The following is a 20,261-nucleotide window of genomic DNA, read 5'->3' on the forward strand; positions in this document are numbered from 1 at the left end:
AATGTCAGATTGAGTAGTCATTGCTTATTCTCCTGTTATTGGATTATAAGCAGTTACACAGTTTTTAGGAAACTCCCGTTTTTTTATTGTCTACTCTAAAATTCAGAAGAGAATTAAATAAAGAATAACGTATTTTTTTGGTGAACAATGTTTCTGTTTCCCAATTATTTAATACTTTATGATACTAACTACTAATCTAATATTGCTACTGTCATTTTATAAATATTGTAGAAAAATTATATGCAAACATTAGTTTAATGAAGTATATGTTATTAAAAAGTTTATACAATAGAATTTAAGAATTATCTAAATACTGGTTTTGAACTATAAATAAAAACTGTTGATAGAAGTCTCTATAATGCTGACAAATAGCACTCAAAAAACTATTAATAACAGTTATCTAAGTTCAAATAACAACTATGAGCAATCAAATATTCATATTCTCAATACTAGAGACGTCGGTAGATATTTATTATTAGCAGACTCACTTATTAACAGTTGTAATAACACAATCAACCTTTGCTACTAATAAGCCTTTGAAAAATATAGAAGTTAAAATATTAGCTAAACTTTAAGTATAGCAGTTTCATAACGTCACAAGAAAACATTAAACTGTTAGAACCTTAATGAGTTTGCTACTGAAATATGAACTACATCGTTGATAATTTGCATACAGTATTTACAGACACGTTTGAATAAAAACAGCTCATCATTAAATATGAGTTATCGTTTTTAACTATTGCTAATAATGTATCATGGAGTTTTATAATGAAAAAGAATGTTTTATCACTAATCGTCGGCGCCAGCCTTGTATTACCAACTATGGCAATGGCAGCACCCGTTAACAATAGCGATCTAATGCCAGCAGATATGCGTAATGCTGCTGTCGAGAGCACTGTACAGGCCGAAATAGAAGGTCCTGATGGTGAGTTGCTAGCGACTCAACCTGGCGCTGTAGATGTCGAAGAGTCAAACACTGCTGATGTCGATATGGACATGAATAATGAAGCAGATGAAATGAACGACGAAACTGACGATATGGATAATGAAGCAAGCAATGATAACGCAGCTTTGATGAATAACGCTCAGGCAACAACCAATGCGGCAGCAATGACTAATGCTACAACCGCTCAGGCTCCTGTACAGAACGCTCAAGCGCTTAACATGCAACACAGCAATGCAGACTATCAGCCTTTAATCGCTGGTGAAGCCGCTTCTAACAATAAAACGGCAAATGCTACTAGTACCTTGCAAGAAAAGAAAAAAGACAAGCGTGGTGAGTTATTAGCTACTCAGCCAGCAAACGTTCAGTTTAAAGAGAATCGTCGTATCGCTGTATCACGCTAAGCAGATAGTTAGTTTATTTGATTAGTTTGTAAGCGTACTACTTATATAAAAAGGCAGCCATATGGCTGCCTTTTTATTGTACATGATTATAAATTTTAGCAGTATTTATTTCTTATTTTTAGTCACACCAGCTTCTTGTAATAAAGCACCGAGTGTACCCATTTTACTTGGGGCTTCAGCTTTATCATTTTTTACTGGCTTACTACGATTGCTCGCGTTGTCTCTATCCTGACGCTTGCCACGTGGCTTAGACGGACGTTTGTCAGCAGCTGGACGGCTATTATTTGGACGGTCACTATTTGCATTATTGTTGCGTGGACGACTGGTTTTCTCACCATCTGTACTAGCTGTCGTAGACTTGGCAGCCGTACGGACAGGTTTTTCAGATTCAGGTTTCATGCTAAAGCCGATACGACCACGTTTTTCATCGATAGAGATAACCCGTACCGATACGATATCGCCAGGTTTGACACGGTTCATAGGATCGGCGACAAAGTCATTGGCCATCTGCGAGATATGTACCAGACCATCCTGATGGACACCCACATCAACGAAACAGCCAAAGGCCGTTACGTTGGTGACTACCCCTTCTAAGGTCATGCCTTCGCTCAAATCTTTAATACTATTGACGTCATCACGGAAATTGGCCGTTTTAAACTCAGGACGAGGATCGCGAGCAGGTTTAGCTAGCTCTTCGATAATCGCTTTTACGCTGACATTATCGTCGTTAGCAGCCAGTGTAGTCGTATCAATCGTATTTAACACGCCATCATTACCGATAACTTCTGACAGTGACTTGCCCGCTTGTACGAGTAAACTATCGACCAATGCGTAGCTCTCTGGATGCACACCAGTGGCATCTAATGGATTGCTACCATTATGAATACGCAAGAAACCGGCTGCTTGCTCAAATGTCTTAGCGCCTAGACGTGGGACGTTTTTAAGCGCTTCACGGCTATTAAATGCACCATGCTCTTTGCGATAGGTGACGATTTGCTGCGCCACATTGCGGTTAAGACCTGCGATGTGAGCCAAGATAGCTGGACTGGCTGTATTTACATCCACACCCACCGCATTCACGCTATCTTGAGTTACTTTATCCAGACTGTCTGCAAGCTGGTTTTGATTGACGTCATGCTGATATTGACCCACGCCAATGGCTTTTGGATCAACTTTAACAAGCTCTGACAATGGATCTTGCAAGCGACGCGCAATAGAAACCGCGCCGCGTACAGAAACGTCTAGATTGGCAAGCTCATCACTAGCAAGTTCACTCGCTGAATAAACAGACGCGCCCGACTCATTAACGATAACCGCTTTGGCTGTTAGTGCATCGTTCGCAGCCAAAATCTCTTTGATCATCGCATCTGTTTCGCGACTTGCCGTACCATTACCGATAGCGACCAAATCAACGTTATAAGTGCTCAACAGCGCATCGATGACTTTCTTGGCTTCATCCATCTTATTATCAGGTGCAAACGGATACACTGTCGCGATGACAGGTTTATCTTCGCTATCTGACATGACATGACCTTGCGCATCGACGATAGCCATTTTTACGCCATGACGGATACCAGGATCGACACCTAAGATCACTTTAGGACCTGCAGGTGCAGACATTAGCAAATGCTGTAAATTGCTAGCGAACACATCAATCGCATCCGCTTCTGCGGCTAAGCGCTTTTCAGTTAACAAGCGGTGCTCGATATGCGGACGCCATTTGTCTTTCCACAAGCTACTGGCTGCCTCTGCCAAAAACTCACGGCGTGCTGCTGGCGCTTTAGCATCGACATCGAAATGATTGATAATTTTTTCGATAAATGGTGCGTCTTCGCCTTCAATTTTTAGACCCAAGACGTTTTCTTGACGACCGCGTAACATTGCTAATAGGCGATGATTTGGCAGTCGAGCAAGGCTTTCGCTATGTTCAAAGTAGTCTTTGAATTTCTCGCCAACTTCGCGCTTTTCTTCGCTCGCAACGCTCGATACGATACTGGCAGTATTAGCAAAACCACTGCGCAAGTTGTCCAACAAGCCCAATGCTTGTGTCCATTCATCAACGATAATTGCTTGTACGCCAGCGAGTTGTTTTTCGATATCGCTAAAATCAACTTCGATTTCATTACCACTGTCATCAGTGATACTTGACTGGACTTGATAATCAGCCAAGGCATCCATCGGGGTGATTTCTTGGGTCAAGACCGCTTGGGCAGCAGTATCAAGACCAGCGGCGCGAGCTTTGGCAGCAGGTGAACGACGACGCGGACGATATGGCAGATAGATGTCTTCAAGCTCAAGCTTAGACGTCGCATTATCGATACGCGTCTGTAGCTCATCGGTCAGATTGCCCTGTGTGCTTAGCAGCTCAGTAATTTTGAGGCGACGTGTTGCCATGTCACGCTCATAATTAAGAGACTTCTCTAAAGCACGCAACTGCGCATCATCAAGATTCTGAGTCTTTTCTTTGCGGTAACGCGCAATAAAAGGAACCGTCGCGCCTTCATCATAAAGTTTGACAAACGCATTGACTTGAGCAGTCTTAATGCCAAGCGCGCGAGCAAGCTTGTCGTGAATATTCGCGTGTGTGGTTGCATCTAAAACCTGTGCATTTGTCGAGGTTTGAGATGACGTTAAGGTATCAGTGCTACTCATATACGTATCAATCGTTGAGAAATGTAGCTTTGCATTATAGCAAAAGCTGCATGAATAAAAATCCTTTTTATCTTTTCGTTATTTATTGCGCATTTTAGGACGCAAATCTTTCTATATCACACATCCTGTGGACTTGTTAAACAAACGCATACAGCATTTATTATCATGGGTGATGCAATTCTCGGTGCAATCTTATACACTAAAGTATCAATAACACAAATATTGATATGTGCTGACATATTGAACAATAGTTTTTAATTTTATGAAGTGCTTATTCGTAACCAATAATTAAATAATGATAATTAATGGCAGTGTTTTTGCTCATAGCTATTTACTTGTAGTTTCTGATAACAATAATTTTTATAAAAGGATGCCTGTATGACTGATAACAACAGCCCTGACACGTTGACTCAGCGTATTTTAGTCGTCGATGATGACGCTCGTCTGCGCTCTTTGTTGCAACGCTTCCTAGAAGACGACGGTTTTGTCGTTCGTACCGCTCATGACGGCAGTCAGATGGACAAACTCATGCAACGTGAGCTTTTCTCTTTAGTCGTGCTCGATTTGATGCTACCAGGCGAAGACGGTATCAGTATCTGTAAGCGTCTGCGTGAAGACAATGCAGATATTCCTATCATTATGCTTACTGCTAAGGGTGGCGATGCTGACCGTATCGCAGGTCTAGAAGCGGGTGCAGATGATTATCTACCTAAGCCTTTTAACCCAAAAGAGCTATTGGCTCGTATCAAAGCTGTACTGCGTCGTCAAAACCGTGAGCTACCAGGTGCACCAAGTCATCAGCTAGAAGTGGTTGAATTTGGTCCGTGGACGTTAGATCTATCGACTCGTACCCTCAAACGTGATGGTAACGTAGTGACGTTGACGACAGGTGAGTTTTCAGTACTAAAGGCATTGGTACAGCATCCACGTGAGCCATTGACCCGTGATAAATTGATGAACCTTGCTCGTGGTCGTGAATGGGGTGCAATGGAGCGTTCTATCGACGTCCAAGTATCACGTCTGCGTCGCCTGATTGAAGACAACCCTTCACAGGCGCGTTATATCCAAACTGTTTGGGGCGTTGGTTATGTGTTCGTTCCTGATGAAGCTGAGGTAGAAACCATCAAGAGTGAATAACTTTTGACTGATCTAGTTTTTTTTAATATAGGCCGTGTTTGTTTATTCACAAACACGTGCCAATATGATGAGCCTATTTGTGAAAAACCCAATTATTTTTCAAAACATACCCTGCACGTTAGTGACAGGGTTTTTAGGTGCTGGCAAAACCACCGTAATTAATCAGTTACTGGCCTCGAAACCTGATGACGAGCGATGGGCTCTCCTAATCAATGAGTTTGGCCGTATCGGTATTGATGGCGCACTCCTAGCCAGCTCCCAAGATAACACTCTTGAGCAAAAGAACATCGCCATTCGTGAAGTCAGTGGTGGCTGTATTTGCTGCACCAGTCAGCTATCCTTACAGATTGCAATCAGTCGCCTGCTCAGTGAACATCATCCGCAGCGATTACTCATTGAGCCCACAGGTTTGGCTCATCCACGTGAGCTGATACTACAACTCAGTGCGCCGCATTGGCAAACTGCCCTAAAAATGAATGCTGTGATAACTGTGTTGAGTGGCGAGCAGTGGCAACAGATTAAGTATCGTGACCATGATGGTTTCCAAGCGCATGTCCGTGATGCCGATGTGCTGATAATCAATCGTTATACCCAATTAGATACTAGTGAAAAACAAGCTTTAGTAGAATGGATAACCAAGCTAAATTCACAAGTAAAAATTATTTGGGCAGCATCAGGACTAACGGCACCTGAAATAACAGACTCATCAGATGTCCATTCATCAGATAAGTTTGTAGCAAATAAACTTGTAGCAGATGCATACTCGTCTACTTTAAACGACCAACTGAATCGGCATAGCTCTATCATTTCGAATCAACGAAAAATCAGTATCTCTAATCCTAAAAAATCGATGATTGGTTTACAGTCTCCAGCCAGCTCTTTAACAACTGTACTATCATCGAGTTCATCTACCGATGAGACCGAAGCTCAGGCCAATACTGATAGTGACCTGCCCTATCGCTACCATGAAGAGCAGCAAGATTTTCAATTGGCTGGATGGCGCCTACCCGCTCACTACATACTAAACGCTGACGATTTACAGAATTGGTTGTTAGCATTGCCAAACTGGCAACGCATTAAAGGCGTGGTACATACTTCTGATGGCTGGATGCAGATCAATTTTAACCCTGGTAGTCTAACTACCAGAACCATCGACCCACAGACGGATAGTCGATTGGAAATTATTTTGCAATTAGACAATACTGTCGATACAGCTACAGAAAAATCAGAAACTGAGAATGGTGCCAAAGCGTCATCAGTATTGATAGATTGGGAAGAGTGCGATCGCGAACTGATGGCACTGGTTATATAGCAACAGACAAAAAAAGGGCAGACATTGCTATTTTATCTAGCAATGTCCGCCCTTTCTTTTTTCAACGCAACTAGGGCGTGTCCTCATTTTAAAAATGGTGATAAAAATGAGATAAGTCGCAGTCAAACAAGGAAAATAGCGCAGATAATATCGAGATATTAGTCAGCTATTTGACGCCGTTTGGCAAGATTTAGCCATTTTTAACCCATTTAGATGACTATCGATTGAATTGAGGACACGCCCTAACTATTGTTTAACGCAACTGACTGTCTTTACTACCACGACGGTTAAACAGTTCAGCCGCTTTTGCTTCTTGTTCAAGCTCCGTCTGACAGCTAACGCAGTGCTGAATACCGGGCACTGCCAGTCGCCTTGCCTCTGGAATAGGCTTACCACATTCGTCACACAGCTCAGCACTCACACCTGTCGGTAACGAACGTCGCGCGCGTTCCAATGCATCATTGACCGTTGCATCCATTTGTTCGTGCTCAGCACCATCTCTTGACCAGCCACCTGCCATAATTTTATCCTATTTTTCATTCATTATAATTAGACAATACAAATGTCTTTAATAACAAATAGATGGGGCTAGCTATGGTTAATTGCAACCTGCGATAGTGTATAAAACCATCAATAAAGAATGACGTAATTATTTTGACTCACCTTAAAACTTTGCTACTAGTCTTTTGGTTGTAGCTCAATGACCTGACCTCGTACGCCAATGCTCTCATCACTCATCAGGCAGACATAGCCTGCCATGATATCTTCAGGTGTTTTTAAGCTCATAGGGTTTTCACCTGGATACGCATGCGCACGCATATTGGTACGAGTACCACCTGGATTAACGCAGTTAAAACGTAGATTGGTTGTGTTCTGCGTCTCTTGAGTAAAGATATCACTCATCCCTTCTACTGCTTGTTTAGAAAGTGCATAAGCACCCCAAAATGCGCGAGGATGTGTACCTACAGTGCTAGAGGTAAAGACAACAGACCCATGATCAGCATCTTTTAATAGCGGCAATAGCGCTTGAGTCAGCATAAAAGTCGCTGTGAAATTGACTTTCATCACTTGGGCGAAAGTATCGACGTCATACATTTCAAGCGGCGTTAATTGTCCTAATATACCAGCATTATGCAAGATACCATCTAACTGGCCGACTTCTTTATTAATTAGCCCTTCGAGCTGCTGCATTTCGGCATAAGTCGCCCCTTCTAAGTTCATCGGCAACATAGCAGGCTGCTTACCACCAAGACTCTCAATCTCATCGTAGACGTACTCAAGCTTGCTACTAGTGCGGCCTAACAATAAGACAGTGGCGCCATAACGAGCATAGGTCAATGCAGCAACACGGCCAATACCATCCCCTGCTCCAGTCACCAAAATAGTCTTACCATCTAAGCAGTTACTTGACGGTACAAAGCTACGAATATCATCATGAGTCAAAGGCTGAATAGGACTTTGAACCGTTTTTTTATTGTCTTGTGGATCGACTGGTTGATTATTATTGTCACTCATGGCATTACTCACTACTTATCATTAAATCGTTGAGGATATGTGCTTATGGTTGTAAATCTGGTGATATATAGCAGTCTATAAATACTCAAACTTACCAGACGATAGCAGCAATTTATTTAGCTGCTCAGGCGTATCCGTAATATAGTCGGCGCCCCATTTTTTCAAAGACTTTTGATCTTCAGGTGGAATATATCCATAAGCGGCCAAAATCGTTGGCATGCCAGCAGCGTTGCCAGCTTCAATATCACGTACATGGTCACCGACATAAAGTACGCAGCCTGCAGCCCCTCGCGGAATACCGAGTTTTTCTAGCGCCATGTACATTGGCTCTGGGTCTGGTTTGGTACGTGATACGTCATCTGGACAGACCAAAACCGCACAGCGTTGATCCAGTTGCATCTCACTTAATAGCTTTTCAGCTAAATAACGCGGCTTGTTGGTAACGATACCCCACGGCACACCCTTTGCTTCAAGTTCAGTCAGTACCGCTTCAAGCGCCTGAAACACGCAGCTATCGACACAGATATCTGCTTCATAATCATCTAAGAACTGCTGACGAAACTCAAGCAATGCTTCCTCGCTGACTTCGAGTTGATCGTTATGTCTTAGCATCAATTGCACCATGGCCGAGGCACCCGCAGAGACTTGCTCGCGGATTTCCGCTTCAGGCGGTGCCTGCCAGTCATTTTCGAGACTCATTTTACCAATGATACGAACAAAATCAGCAGCAGTATCGATTAATGTCCCATCAAGGTCAAATAAAACAGCTTTTACAAATTGGGTCATAGTGAATGCTCTTGAGATTGATGACGTGTTTAGTGAAAGTATGGCAAATAAATGGCTGCGTGCAGCATTAAACCAATGGCTTTTGTACGGCTATCATATAATTAACATCGACATTTTGGGCAAGCCAGTAGCGTTTGGTCAGCGGATTATAATGCAAACCGATAATATCCTGACGAACAAATCCAGTATTGAGTGCCATTTTGTCTAATTCTGCTGGCGTGATAAATTTGGCATAGTCATGGGTGCCGCGATCAAGCAACCGCAGTACATACTCTGCACCAACGATGGCAAACAGATAAGACTTAGGATTGCGATTAATCGTTGATAGTACACAGACACCGCCAGGAGCTAACAACTCATAACAAGCCTGCACAATCGAACTAGGATCTGGCACGTGCTCTAGCATCTCCATGCAAGTCACCACGTCAAACTGACCAGCCTGCGTTTTTGCTAACTCTTCAACAGGTATATGCTGATAGCGAAGCGTATTCTCTAACTGGCTTTGCTCTGCATGTAACGCAGCAGCTTTTAGGTTTTCTGTACCTAAATCAATTCCTGTCACATCAGCACCGCGGCGTGCCATAGATTCTGACAATATTCCGCCGCCGCACCCTACGTCGAGTACTTTTTTGCCAGAAAGTCCTTGCTCAGTGGTTTTATTAGCATCGTTTTGATAGCCACGTTTGACGTTTTCTTCTATCCAGTTTAAACGTAATGGATTGATCTCGTGTAGCGTTGCAAACGCCCCTGTGTTGCTCCACCACTCACTCGCCAAGTTATTAAATTTTTCGACTTCGCTAGGATCTACGTTGATGGTGGTAGACTCTGTACTATTGAAAGCGCTATTATTATTTTGATCATTTGAAGTTGATGAAGAATTTAAAGCAGAGCTCATGGTATATTCCTTGATTGTCACTATCGTTATTATCGTTTACAGTGCATGATTATGTGCTTAATATTAGCATGAGAGTAGCAGTTTTGTCGTAAGCACATCGTCAGCGATTGTGAATAGGCTTAAACTTTACCCTGTTTTTTGGGCAGTATCTTGATATAGAAAAGATACGTATCCTTGTGACAATATCGCATTCTGATACTTTTGAATCTCTTAAGTTCCATATAGAAATAAAGCAGACACTTGAGAAACAGTAGATTCAAAAAGTAACAAGCAATATACCTTAAATAATAGCTAACAGCTTTACAACTATCGGTTAAGAATGCGATTCACAAGTACATACATTTTACGTTATCATAGTCGATACTTTGCTATTGTTCGATTATACTCGACACTGTCTTGTTTAGACGCTTTAAAAGCTATATATTTTAAAGTGTCACATGTTTAACAACCATATAGACACAAACCTCTTAACCCATTCTAAGTCTCCACACCTCAAGGATAAAGTATGAAACGTGTCATCACACTGACTGGTCTAGCCATGGCCATTGGACTTGCCTCTATGGGCGCACAAGCTGCAGACTATGTCGCTGGAAAAGATTACCGTGTGCTAGACAACCCAGAGAAAATCAGCGGTGATGCTATCATTGTTCGTGAATTCTTTTGGTATGGTTGCCCACATTGTAATGTGCTTGATCCGCATATGGAAAAATGGGCAAAGACTAAAGACAAAGATGTCGTATTCTTCAAAACACCAGCGGCACTTAACCCTGTTTGGGAAGCCAATGCACGCGGTTTTTATGCGGCTCAGCTTTTAGGGTTCGAAGACAAAACTCATTCTGCATTATTTGATGCTATCCACAAAGATGGTAAAAAACTGTTTGATCAATCATCATTGAGCAAATGGTACGCGTCAAAAGGCGTGAATGAAAAGAAATTTAACAGCCTATATAACTCATTCGCTGTTGGTACAAAAATTGGTCGCTCACAAGAAGGCGCTAAACGTTATCAGCTTTCTGGCGTACCAGCTGTGGTGGTGCAAGGCAAATATGTAGTCACTGGTGAGAGTGCTAAAGTACCTAAAGTCGTCGACTACTTGGTCGACAAAGCCCGTGCTGAAAAGAAATAACTCAAGCAATAAATACTTGAATAATAGACATAACGCACAGTACATCCGTACGTCATGCACAAAAAAGCCAATCATAAATTGATTGGCTTTTTTGCATCTTAACATTTTAGCTATTCATTTTTTAACTACTAACCTGTCAACTAATAATCTTTCAATTAATAACCTTCTAGCTTGGTGTAGGTATTATTTTTTCAGCTGCGACAAAATAGCCACTTCACGAATATAACTCGCCAAATCTGCTTTAGATTCTGCTAGCAACTCATCGTCTTGCATATGTTTGGCATATTCTATCCACAACAGCAACTGATACATACTGTGGTGCTCAGAAGCTTTATATTGCTTCACAAACTGCTTGAGCGTACCTTCATCATTGATATTTAGACGCTCGTACCAGCTCTCTATTTTTGAGACTTGCTCTTTAGGAAAGAAGGCATCAAATAACGCCTTTATCAGCTCATGGCGATTTTCTTCAATCATCAGCTTACCAACACGTTTGGTCTGACGATTGCGGGCATTGGCACTGGTAATATCAGCAAGTGCCATTAGCTCCGCCATAAAATAATCACTGGCAGGTAAAGCTTTTAGCTGTTTTTTCGATAAGCTAGCAAGCGGTATAGATAACTGCTGTAAGCGCTCATGGGCTTTTTTGAGTTCTGTGCGCGAGACGCGCATATCCTGTTCTTTCCAGTCAATCATAAAAGCTTTCCAAAATAATAATTAATAAATTAAATAGTATCTGACATCACTACCAACGACTTTTTTCGCGGTGTTTTGCCAATACCTTCACGCCTTTAGGCATGGCGTCAGCAAGGCGGCGTTGTAGATGATCAGTGATAAAAACAGAGCGATGTTTTCCGCCCGTACAGCCTATGGCAACTGTGACCGTATGACGATTATTGTGCAAAAACTCTGGTAGCCAACGAGTTAAAAACTTATCAATGTCATTCATCATTTCTGCTACTTCTGGATAATCTGAGAAGAATGCGCCTACTTCGGTATCCAATCCTGTCGAGTCACGTAACTCAGGGTTCCAATGCGGATTCGGTAAAATTCTAACATCGAATACAAAGTCAGCATCGATAGGGCTACCGTATTTAAAACCGAAAGACAGTAGATTGATGACAATCTGATTGTCCATGCCTATGTGTTCACGCAAGCTGTCTTTTAACTGATGAATATTTAGGCTACTGGTATCAATCCTAATATCAGCATGACCAGCAATTGGCTCTAATAGCTCAACTTCTTTTTTGATAGCAGCAGGTAAATTAAAGGCAATATGCTTAGCATTGTCACTATCAATATCTTGAGACATTAGCGGATGTACACGGCGTGTCGCATTGAAACGGGCTATCAGCGTACTCTCTTGTGCAGTCACATATAAAATTTGTACCGCATGAGACCCATAAGTTTCCTTGAGAGAAGCATACGTTACTGCAAAGTTAGATAAATCAGCACGTGGCGTTCGAATATCGACACCCAGCGCAATACGATGAATGCCGCTTTCATTGACCAGTTTATGAGCGGCATTAGGTAACAAAGACAGCGGCAGATTATCAATAGAGTAATAGCCTAGATCTTCTAAGATATTCAATACTGAGGTTTTACCAGATCCTGAACGCCCTGAGACCACCAGTATACTGAGCTTATTCGTAGACGTCTGATCCGCTATCGTTGCTGCCGCATTACTATTTTGATCCTGACTTACACCCATGATCTACTCATCCAAGTCTATTGTATCTAGTCTACTGCTACGTCATAAAAGCTAATTTACCACTACCAATTGATTGTCTAACAAACGCGCCTTTCCTAGCCATGCTGCAACTAAAATAACGATGTTTTTGTTCTCTGTATTAAAGGTTTTAGAGTCACTTACGACAGAACCTAACTCCTCAGTCTTTACTTCCAGATAATCAATAATAAAACCTGCGTCACTAATACGTGTCCGCGTATCTACTAATAGCTTATCAAATGCTTGCTGACTAAGAGCCGTACTTTTCAAACTCTGCGCTAATTCTTGCAATGCTTGATGTAATACAGGGGCAACTTGACGCTCATTTGCACTTAAGTATTGATTACGAGATGATAGCGCTAAGCCATCATCAGCACGAACAATAGGCGCACCAATGATATTAATAGGATAACTCAAGTCACGTACCAACTGCTTAATAATAGCAAGCTGCTGATAGTCTTTTTGTCCAAATACTGCCACATCTGGTTGTAAGATATTGAATAGTTTAGCGACAACAATACCAACACCATCAAAGTGTCCAGGACGTGATTGACCACATAACTGATTGGCAACAGCACCAGCTAATACAGCAGTAGGTGGTGGTAATACTGGATACATTGCATCAATACTAGGTGCAAATACGTAATCTGCATTCACTGTCGCAAGCTTAGCCACATCTGCATCTAGTGTACGCGGATAGCTGTCAAAATCTTCCCCAACGCCAAACTGAGTGGGGTTAACGAAGATACTGACCACCACTACATCTGCATGCTGTTTGGCAATCTTTACTAGCTCAAGATGACCGTCATGCAGATTACCCATCGTTGGTACTAACGCAATGCGCTGCTGACGGCCTTGTTTGTCACTTTGCTGACCACGATAAGGCTGAAGCGCTTCACGTAGTGACGAGATATCATGATAAATAATTGGAGACATGATTACTTTTCTTCTATTCAAACGTTCTGTTGTTCAATAGCGTAAATAACTTTAATAACGTCAAAATCAGCTAAATTGTTGCTGCTCAGTCGGGAAACTACCTTCGCGTACTGACTGCTGATAGAGCGCAAAAGCACCTTCGATACTGTGTGCGCTATTACGCTCATCAGTTAAAAAGTCATGGACAAAACGTGGCACTCGGCCATGCGCCATACCTAGCATGTCATGCATCACCAGTACCTGACCATCAGTATCGGCTCCAGCACCAATACCAATAACTGGCACGGCAACAGCTTCAGTAACGGCTTTTGCAAGCGCGGCTGGAACACATTCTAGTACTAGTAATGCAGCACCAGCATCGACGACTGCTTTGGCATCGGCAAGCAGTTTATTAGCCGCCTCATCACCGCGACCTTGAATTTTATAACCGCCAAATACGTTGACTGATTGCGGAGTCAAACCAAGATGCACACAAGTTGGTGTACCTGCTTGCGCCAAGGTCGTTACCAATTCACACAGCTCGCTACCACCTTCGATTTTTATGACATGCGCCCCTGCTTGCATTAATGTGCGGCTATTGGCGACGGCTTCTGGTAGTGTCACATAACTCATAAACGGCAGGTCAGCCAATATCAACGCGTGTTTGTTGCTACGAGCAATATTGGCAGTGTGATAAGCCATATCGTTGACTGTCACAGGTAGTGTTGAGTCATGGCCTTGTACAACCATGCCCAAGCTATCGCCAATTAAAATCGTATCAATCTCGGCTTTTTCCATCATTCGTGCAAACATCGAGTCATAACAGGTCAAGCACGTGAACTTGGTGCCGTCTTTTTTAAACTTATTTAGAGTAGATAATGTCGTCATATGACCCTCAATTAATCTGCAATGCCTTTGATTATCAATACTGCTACTATTCTAGCTATGATCGAGATGTTTTAGACCAATCTTCTATCACTCAGCATCATTTACTTATAATCAATCGCTTGATAGTAATGTTAAACCTGTCCAATCACGACTTTGGGAATAGTCACCTATCGACTTACCGGCGATGGTTAAGTTTGGTGCCAACTCTCGCAGTGGTATTAAGACAAAATTGCGCTCACTTAAACCAGCGTGCGGTATTGTCAGTATTGGATCAATAATCTGTGTCTCGCCGTATAGCAAAATATCAACGTCCAGACTACGTTCACCCCAACGGCGCAAACGTGCCCGCTTGGCCATACTCTCTAACTGCTGACAAAAAGCAAGCAGCTCATAAGGGGGAAACGTTGTCTCAAAACCAGCTACTGCATTAACAAAATCCGGCTGATCTTGCGGACCCATCGGTGCTGAAGCGTAAAAAGAAGAGACACTTACCTCACGTACCTGCTCATGTGATTGCATCATTGCAAGCGCCTGCTGCAAGTGATCGGTAGGTGAACCTAGCTCATTAGCGAGGTTGCTACCCAAGCCCACATAACAGGTAACCCAGTTACTATTATCTGTACTATTATCCATATTATGCGCTTTCGGTACTAGGCTGACGGCGGCGGCGCTTCGATGGTACAGGGCCTTTGTTATCAGTGACTTTCACAGCAGGCATCTGATCACTCATATCTTGCTTCGCTTTAGTAGCCTTTGCAGTAGTTGCTTTCACCGATTTTTTGGCTCTCGCAGGTGCAGCGGTTTTTGCCGCGTCTTTGCTATCTACTGCCTTGCTACCTACTTCCTTTACACTTTTAGTATCGCTTTTAGCAGTTGATTCAACTGCAGGTTTAGGCGCTTTTTTCGCATACTTTGCTGCTGGCTGTGCGTTGTCATTACTGTCCTTCGCAACGTTACTGCCTTGTACTTCGATATTGCTTGTACTATCTACAGTAGGTTGACGACGGCGACGCTTATGCGGGATAGGTTCGTTGTTCATACTGACTAGCGCAGGTGATCTTGCAATCGAGCGAGCTGGTCTAGCCTGACTAGCTGAAGCTTGAGCTTCTGGCTGATTAGTATTAGACGGCTGAACGTTATTTGAGCGTTCAGACTTAACCGCTTGCTTTGGTGCATCTTGATTGGTTGATGCTGGCTTTCGCACAGGTGCTTTACTACGTTTCGACGCATTATCAGCTGACAGTTGCTTCTGTAAAGGTGGCACAACGTTCTCGTGCTCTATAACAAATAACGGCTTAGGCTTTACCTGTTGATTTGCCGATTGCTTGTTACTAGCAAGAGACAACTGCTGTAGCTGAGCAAGCTCGTTATTATCTTGCTCTACTTGCTGCACGTTATGTCTACCACTGTCAGTGCGACCAGCTTTAGATTGACTTGCAGCGCGGCGGCGACGGGCTGGAATATTTGACGAATCATTTACCATTGTTTGGTCATTTCTACCTTTTTCAGCACGGTCATCGGCTTTGTTTTGCTTTGTACTGTTCTGATTGGGTGCTGCATTATCAGTAGTCTGTGTTTTTGATTCTTGACGATTACGTCCGCGACCACGTTGCCCTTTTTTATAAGCACCTCGGCGAATATTTTCGTCAAATTCATCAATCGCTTGCTGCTGCTCTTGTTCAGACAAGGTTTGATACGTCTGCCACCAGTCACCCATATCGTTGGTTGACTCTGATAGCGGATGCTCTGCATCGCCGCACTGCTCACGTAATAATAAAAAGTCAAAGCCCGCACGGAAACGCGGATGCTCTGATAGCTGAACGATCTGTTTGCTACGTGGGGCTGCAAGTTTTGGCTGCAATATCCAGATATCTCGAATGAATTGCTCAGCAAATTTCGGAATAGCGGTTTTGATACGCTGACGGTCGATGACTTTGCCAGCCGCATGCATTTGCGCTTCGGCAAACGGCATATTACGTTTCTTAGCTTTTGCTAATTGATGTAGGTAATTTTCCCACAGTAAGGCAGCATAGAAGAACGCAGGGTTGATACTCTTGCCCGCTGCAATACGCTTATCGGTATTGATAGCTACCTGATTGACTAAAGCACTTGGCTCAGACGGTGGATAGATAATGAGACTATCAATCGCACCTGATTCAAACAATAATGGCAATAGAGGTACTAGATAGCCACCGGTAAACATCTTTTGCGTTTCATCATAGAGACGATGCGGTGATATTTGCTCAAGTAGCGCCCAGTTCCCATCATTGAATTGAGCAGACAACGCTTCATCAAACTCAAAACCCAACTTGGCTTTGAAACGTAAGGCACGTAACAAGCGCACAGGATCTTCTTCGATACGTACTGGCGCATTGCCCAATAGACGAATGATTCTGTTATCAATATCATCAAGCGCGCCGCAGAAATCATGGACGATGCCTTTGAGCGGTTGATAATAAAGCGCATTAATAGAGAAATCGCGACGGGAGAAATCTTGTTGGATATCGCCCCAAACATTGTCGCGCAGAATCATACCGTCTTGATTGGTATTGGCATCACTGGTTGGTGGACCACGGAAAGTAGCAACTTCGATCAACTCGCGACCTGAATATACATGCGCTAACTGGAAGCGGCGACCAATAATGCGGCAGCGCTTGCCAAAGACATCTTTAATCTCATGCGGCTTGGCATCGGTGACGGCATCAAAGTCTTTCGGGCGCAGACCTAGTAAAGTATCGCGCACACCACCACCGACGATATACGCATCAAACCCAGCACGGGTCAATGTGGCAATCACTTCAGTAATGGAATTGGGTAATTCAGATTTGTTCAGTTCTAACTGCTTGGCGGCACGCTCGGCCATGCATCTACTCCTCGCCGGTATTCTTTAACTACCCCTGAATAACACAGCGTTTATCAGGCGGATGTACCCGCTAGTTTAACAAATTTTGGACCTACTGGGGGTGTTATGACATTTACTTACATGCTATTTTGTCAATATTGGGGTTAATTAATGCAAAACACCCTCATTAATCGCGCACGCTTAAACGTCTTTGGTTTTTCTCGACCGTTTTTGCACCGATACCTTTCACTTTTGCTAACTCATCCACTGTCTTAAAATCGCCAAACATATCACGATATAAAATTATCGCCTGCGCTTTACTGCTACCGATACCATCTAACGAAACCAGCTCGCCTTCATTGGCTCGATTGATATTGATAACTTTCTGCTCACGCGCTTGTGTAACAGCTGTTTCTTTCGCGATCAAATACTCATAAGCACGTTTAGGGTCGTCAAAACAAGGGTCTGCATTCGCATTACTGAGTGCGACCACAGACAATAGGAGACTAAAAGCGGTGGTCGTCAGTAAGCTGGCAAATGAAAATTTACGATGAGCGTTCATGTTGTTTCGCCGCTTCCCACAGTGCATCCATTTCAGTTAAGTCGCTGTCCTCTAACTGCTTGCCAGCGAGTTCTAGTTGCTTCTCAATATAACCAAAGCGAGATTTAAACTTGTGTACGCAGGTTAAGGTTGCTGTCTCTGCATCAAGGTTTAGTTTACGTGCGACATTGACTAGCGCAAACATACAGTCGCCTAATTCCTTTTCGACTTCTCTGATATTTGCTTTGACCTCAGTTGTAGACTTATCTGTTAGCTCATGTTTTAGCTCAGCAATCTCTTCATCTAGCTTATCCACTGCCCCTGTAATACCTTCCCAATCAAAACCCAAATTTGACGCTTGCTTTTGTACATCTTGCGCTTGCATCAATGCGCTACCCGCTTTGACTTGATCTAAGCGACGCTTTGATTTACCACGTGCTTCGCGTGCCTGCTGTTCCTCGAGCTTGATTTCGTCCCAACGTACTTTTACTGCTGCATCGTCTTTGAGCGTTTCGGCTTCAAACACATGCGGATGACGACGAACCAGCTTATCTTGCAAAGTGCTGATAACATCACTCATATCAAAGCGCCCTTGCTCCGCATACATCTGACAATGAAATACCACTTGCAGCAGCACATCGCCAAGCTCACCTTTGATGTCTTCATCATCTTCGCTTTGTACCGCTTCACCTAGCTCATAAGCCTCTTCGATGGCATACGGAATAAGGCTATGGTTGGTTTGCTTTTTGTCCCACGGACAGTCTGTTCTTAGTCGTGCCATCAACGCTAACAAATCATCAAGCTGGCCAGTGGCGTCTGGCGTTCCTTGTACAGGCTTAGGCACGGTAATTTTATTGTCTGAGATACTCATAAGGGCGGCTCTTATCGTTTTATATGTTGTTTGATGATTCGTCTAATAGTTAGTGTATCATTGAACACAGCTTGGCTTATAATTGTGCTACTAACCTCTTCATTTTACCACTGCTCATGCGCGAGGAACTTTATCATTATGTCCACTTCTGCGACCACCAGCTATCAACCAGCTGCGACATTCGACCCTATTACTATCAGCTCATTTAAAGCCTATGACATTCGGGGTGAGCTTGGGGTCAATCTCGATGAAGAGATTTCCTACCGTATCGGGCGCGCGTTCGCACAGATTTTGTATCAGCGTTATCAGGCAGCAGCTCAAACCCAAGCCGATGATATAGCAACTCTAAAACCTGCTATCGTTATCGGTAGTGATATTCGCCACTCTAGTGAGCAATTAAAACAAGCCGCTATCAAAGGCATCGTTGATGCAGGCGTTGATGTTATTGATTTGGGCATGAGTGGTACTGAAGAAGTATATTTTGCTACCAGTCACTATCAGGCGTTAGGTGGTATCGAAGTGACTGCCAGTCACAATCCTATCAACTATAATGGCCTAAAACTGGTTAAAGAATATTCAAAACCAATCAGTGCCGATGATGGGCTGGCAGAGATTCAAGCACTGGCAGAATCTGGGCAGTTCACTACGGATAATCAATCAGGAAAATTGCAGTTATTGACGGATAAAAGCGCGTATATCGATCATGTTATGACTTTTATCGATACTGATAAACTAAAACCACTCAAACTGGTCGTTAATTCAGGCAATGGTAGTGCAGGTCCTGTGGTCGATTTATTAATCGATAAATTAGAACAAGCAGATGCACCGATTGAAGTGATTAAATTGCATCATACACCAGATGGTAGCTTCCCTAACGGCATCCCCAACCCAATGATTGAAGCCAATAGAGTGGCTACCCAGCAAGCCGTTTTGGAAAACAACGCGGATCTGGGCATCGCTTTTGATGGTGACTTTGATCGCTGCTTCCTATTCGATGAACATGGCGAATTTATTGATGGTAGCTATATCGTCGGCATGCTCGCTCAAGCTTTTTTAAACAAATACCCGAGTGAATCAATCGTCTATGATCCACGAGTAATTTATAATACTGAAGCAGTGATAGAAGAACATAATGGTAGGGCTGTCATTAGTAAATCTGGACACTCATTTATCAAGCAAGTCATGCGGGACTCAGGTGCTGTGTACGGTGGTGAAATGTCTGCCCATCACTATTTCCGAGACTTCTTCTATTGCGATAGTGGCATGATTCCATGGTTATTGACCATTGAGCTGTTGTCTATCACTGGTAAAACACTATCCGAATTGGTCACAGGCTATATTGCCGCCTATCCTAGCTCAGGCGAACTAAACTTTCGTCTCACAACCCATGACGCACCAACAATTATTAGCGCAATTGAAGATAAATTCAGCAACGAGCAACCAGTTAAATCGACACTCGATGGTTTAAGTCTGAATTTTGGTGACTGGCGCTTCAATCTACGTGCATCGAATACCGAGCCGCTTATCAGATTGAATATCGAAAGTCGCGGCGATCGACCGTTACTGGCTACTAAGACTCAAGAGATACAGCAATGGCTAGCAACGCAAGGTGCCGTACCAGCATAAAGTCATTAACCCAGTAAAAATCATTCTGATTGTCAGTCGAAAAAGGCTCGCTAATGAGTGTTAGCGAGCCTTTTTTCTA

General features: G+C 43.1%; 18 protein-coding genes. 5 read left to right on the forward strand and 13 right to left on the reverse strand.

Annotated elements, in window-relative coordinates:
- Positions 1–768 precede the first annotated feature (768 nt).
- Positions 769–1,347 (forward strand): hypothetical protein, encoded by a 579-nt coding sequence (locus QO187_RS12860; protein ID WP_102093355.1) that lies wholly within the window; start codon positions 769–771, stop codon positions 1,345–1,347.
- A gap of 105 nt (positions 1,348–1,452) precedes the next feature.
- On the opposite strand, the gene QO187_RS12865 is transcribed toward QO187_RS12860, so the two are convergent.
- Positions 1,453–3,999: a Tex family protein gene (locus QO187_RS12865; RefSeq protein WP_102093353.1), complete on the reverse strand. Its 2,547-nt coding sequence runs from the start codon at positions 3,997–3,999 to the stop codon at positions 1,453–1,455.
- Between the two features lie 378 nt (positions 4,000–4,377).
- On the opposite strand from QO187_RS12865, the gene ompR reads away from it, so the two are divergent.
- Entirely contained in the window at positions 4,378–5,136 is a 759-nt protein-coding gene (gene ompR, locus QO187_RS12870) for a two-component system response regulator OmpR (protein WP_102093351.1), read from the forward strand.
- 79 nt (positions 5,137–5,215) lie between these two features.
- Positions 5,216–6,448: a GTP-binding protein gene (locus tag QO187_RS12875; protein WP_228153182.1), complete on the forward strand. Its 1,233-nt coding sequence runs from the start codon at positions 5,216–5,218 to the stop codon at positions 6,446–6,448.
- A gap of 253 nt (positions 6,449–6,701) precedes the next feature.
- Here QO187_RS12875 and QO187_RS12880 read toward each other — a convergent pair whose 3' ends face one another.
- From QO187_RS12880 to ubiG, 4 genes are all read right to left on the reverse strand, one after another.
- On the reverse strand, positions 6,702–6,968 hold the full coding sequence (locus QO187_RS12880; protein WP_101204603.1) for a DksA/TraR family C4-type zinc finger protein: 267 nt from the start codon (positions 6,966–6,968) through the stop codon (positions 6,702–6,704).
- 158 nt (positions 6,969–7,126) lie between these two features.
- Positions 7,127–7,963, reverse strand: a complete 837-nt coding sequence (locus tag QO187_RS12885; RefSeq protein ID WP_371548554.1) for a YciK family oxidoreductase — start codon at positions 7,961–7,963, stop codon at positions 7,127–7,129.
- A 75-nt stretch (positions 7,964–8,038) separates the two neighbouring features.
- Positions 8,039–8,749, reverse strand: a complete 711-nt coding sequence (locus QO187_RS12890) for an HAD family hydrolase (RefSeq protein ID WP_101204604.1) — start codon at positions 8,747–8,749, stop codon at positions 8,039–8,041.
- 67 nt (positions 8,750–8,816) lie between these two features.
- Positions 8,817–9,644: a bifunctional 2-polyprenyl-6-hydroxyphenol methylase/3-demethylubiquinol 3-O-methyltransferase UbiG gene (ubiG, locus tag QO187_RS12895; RefSeq protein WP_371548556.1), complete on the reverse strand. Its 828-nt coding sequence runs from the start codon at positions 9,642–9,644 to the stop codon at positions 8,817–8,819.
- Between the two features lie 505 nt (positions 9,645–10,149).
- Between ubiG and QO187_RS12900 the strand changes: the two genes are divergently transcribed.
- The gene (locus tag QO187_RS12900) at positions 10,150–10,770 is read left to right on the forward strand and encodes a thiol:disulfide interchange protein DsbA/DsbL (protein WP_102091399.1); all 621 of its coding nucleotides are present in this window, start codon (positions 10,150–10,152) and stop codon (positions 10,768–10,770) included.
- Positions 10,771–10,953: 183 nt separating this feature from the next.
- Here the strand turns inward: QO187_RS12900 and yjgA are convergent, their stop codons facing one another.
- The 8 genes from yjgA to mazG all read right to left on the reverse strand — a co-directional run bounded on the left by yjgA (position 10,954) and on the right by mazG (position 18,556).
- Positions 10,954–11,466: a ribosome biogenesis factor YjgA gene (gene yjgA, locus QO187_RS12905; protein WP_057757930.1), complete on the reverse strand. Its 513-nt coding sequence runs from the start codon at positions 11,464–11,466 to the stop codon at positions 10,954–10,956.
- Positions 11,467–11,515: 49 nt separating this feature from the next.
- Complete coding sequence (gene rapZ, locus QO187_RS12910) at positions 11,516–12,481, reverse strand: RNase adapter RapZ (RefSeq protein ID WP_102093344.1); 966 nt, start codon at positions 12,479–12,481, stop codon at positions 11,516–11,518.
- A 51-nt stretch (positions 12,482–12,532) separates the two neighbouring features.
- Positions 12,533–13,435 (reverse strand): pantoate--beta-alanine ligase, encoded by a 903-nt coding sequence (gene panC / locus QO187_RS12915; protein ID WP_102093343.1) that lies wholly within the window; start codon positions 13,433–13,435, stop codon positions 12,533–12,535.
- Positions 13,436–13,501: 66 nt separating this feature from the next.
- Positions 13,502–14,302 carry a 3-methyl-2-oxobutanoate hydroxymethyltransferase gene (gene panB, locus QO187_RS12920; protein WP_102093341.1) on the reverse strand — a complete coding sequence of 267 codons (801 nt, stop codon included), beginning with the start codon at positions 14,300–14,302 and terminating at the stop codon, positions 13,502–13,504.
- A gap of 111 nt (positions 14,303–14,413) precedes the next feature.
- Positions 14,414–14,935 carry a 2-amino-4-hydroxy-6-hydroxymethyldihydropteridine diphosphokinase gene (folK, locus tag QO187_RS12925; RefSeq protein ID WP_101204610.1) on the reverse strand — a complete coding sequence of 174 codons (522 nt, stop codon included), beginning with the start codon at positions 14,933–14,935 and terminating at the stop codon, positions 14,414–14,416.
- 1 nt (position 14,936) lies between these two features.
- The gene (pcnB, locus tag QO187_RS12930) at positions 14,937–17,165 is read right to left on the reverse strand and encodes a polynucleotide adenylyltransferase PcnB (protein ID WP_102093339.1); all 2,229 of its coding nucleotides are present in this window, start codon (positions 17,163–17,165) and stop codon (positions 14,937–14,939) included.
- 166 nt (positions 17,166–17,331) lie between these two features.
- Positions 17,332–17,706, reverse strand: coding sequence for a ComEA family DNA-binding protein (locus QO187_RS12935; protein ID WP_102093338.1), 375 nt, complete (start codon positions 17,704–17,706; stop codon positions 17,332–17,334).
- Positions 17,690–18,556: a nucleoside triphosphate pyrophosphohydrolase gene (mazG, locus tag QO187_RS12940; RefSeq protein WP_102093336.1), complete on the reverse strand. Its 867-nt coding sequence runs from the start codon at positions 18,554–18,556 to the stop codon at positions 17,690–17,692. The genes QO187_RS12935 and mazG overlap by 17 nt, the downstream gene beginning before the upstream one ends.
- Before the next feature lie 138 nt (positions 18,557–18,694).
- On the opposite strand from mazG, the gene QO187_RS12945 reads away from it, so the two are divergent.
- A complete protein-coding gene (locus tag QO187_RS12945) occupies positions 18,695–20,182 on the forward strand; it encodes a phosphomannomutase CpsG (protein WP_371548560.1) in 1,488 nt (495 codons plus the stop codon).
- Positions 20,183–20,261 lie beyond the last annotated feature (79 nt).

It is taken from the genome of Psychrobacter sp. Arc9 (assembly GCF_041431295.1).
Taxonomy (GTDB): Bacteria; Pseudomonadota; Gammaproteobacteria; order Pseudomonadales; family Moraxellaceae; genus Psychrobacter.

Coding starts and splice junctions, on each gene's coding strand:
- QO187_RS12860 (WP_102093355.1), top strand. CDS start 769: ATGAAAAAGAATGTTTTATCACTAATCGTCGGCGCCAGCCTTGTATTA.
- QO187_RS12865 (WP_102093353.1), bottom strand. CDS start 3,999: ATGAGTAGCACTGATACCTTAACGTCATCTCAAACCTCGACAAATGCA.
- ompR (WP_102093351.1), top strand. CDS start 4,378: ATGACTGATAACAACAGCCCTGACACGTTGACTCAGCGTATTTTAGTC.
- QO187_RS12880 (WP_101204603.1), bottom strand. CDS start 6,968: ATGGCAGGTGGCTGGTCAAGAGATGGTGCTGAGCACGAACAAATGGAT.
- QO187_RS12885 (WP_371548554.1), bottom strand. CDS start 7,963: ATGAGTGACAATAATAATCAACCAGTCGATCCACAAGACAATAAAAAA.
- QO187_RS12890 (WP_101204604.1), bottom strand. CDS start 8,749: ATGACCCAATTTGTAAAAGCTGTTTTATTTGACCTTGATGGGACATTA.
- ubiG (WP_371548556.1), bottom strand. CDS start 9,644: ATGAGCTCTGCTTTAAATTCTTCATCAACTTCAAATGATCAAAATAAT.
- QO187_RS12900 (WP_102091399.1), top strand. CDS start 10,150: ATGAAACGTGTCATCACACTGACTGGTCTAGCCATGGCCATTGGACTT.
- yjgA (WP_057757930.1), bottom strand. CDS start 11,466: ATGATTGACTGGAAAGAACAGGATATGCGCGTCTCGCGCACAGAACTC.
- rapZ (WP_102093344.1), bottom strand. CDS start 12,481: ATGGGTGTAAGTCAGGATCAAAATAGTAATGCGGCAGCAACGATAGCG.
- panC (WP_102093343.1), bottom strand. CDS start 13,435: ATGTCTCCAATTATTTATCATGATATCTCGTCACTACGTGAAGCGCTT.
- panB (WP_102093341.1), bottom strand. CDS start 14,302: ATGACGACATTATCTACTCTAAATAAGTTTAAAAAAGACGGCACCAAG.
- folK (WP_101204610.1), bottom strand. CDS start 14,935: ATGGATAATAGTACAGATAATAGTAACTGGGTTACCTGTTATGTGGGC.
- pcnB (WP_102093339.1), bottom strand. CDS start 17,165: ATGGCCGAGCGTGCCGCCAAGCAGTTAGAACTGAACAAATCTGAATTA.
- QO187_RS12935 (WP_102093338.1), bottom strand. CDS start 17,706: ATGAACGCTCATCGTAAATTTTCATTTGCCAGCTTACTGACGACCACC.
- mazG (WP_102093336.1), bottom strand. CDS start 18,556: ATGAGTATCTCAGACAATAAAATTACCGTGCCTAAGCCTGTACAAGGA.
- QO187_RS12945 (WP_371548560.1), top strand. CDS start 18,695: ATGTCCACTTCTGCGACCACCAGCTATCAACCAGCTGCGACATTCGAC.